A 227-nucleotide genomic window follows, 5' to 3' on the forward strand; every position below is an offset into this window, starting at 1 on the left:
GTTGCCGTAAACGATACTTACACTGTTGCCGAAGACGGTACATTGACACTAACTCCGCTTGCTTTGGATACTGATGCTGACGGCGATACGCTGACCATTGTATCTATCAACGGAACCATTCTGACAGGTACAACCCAAACAATAGCTGTTACCAATGGAACAGTAAATATCTCCGCTACGGGCGTAATCACGTTTACCCCTTCAGCGAACTTTAATTCGGCTACCGC

1 protein-coding gene is annotated in these 227 nt (G+C 46.7%); it reads left to right on the plus strand.

Annotated features, from left to right (window positions below; all coding sequences use genetic code 11):
* A partial coding sequence (locus FLACHUCJ7_RS00105; protein WP_180907452.1) for an Ig-like domain-containing protein occupies nucleotides 1-227 on the plus strand: 227 nt, incomplete at both ends.

Origin of the sequence: Flavobacterium salmonis (assembly GCF_903819435.1) — a bacterium.
Taxonomy (GTDB): Bacteria; Bacteroidota; Bacteroidia; order Flavobacteriales; family Flavobacteriaceae; genus Flavobacterium; species Flavobacterium chungangense.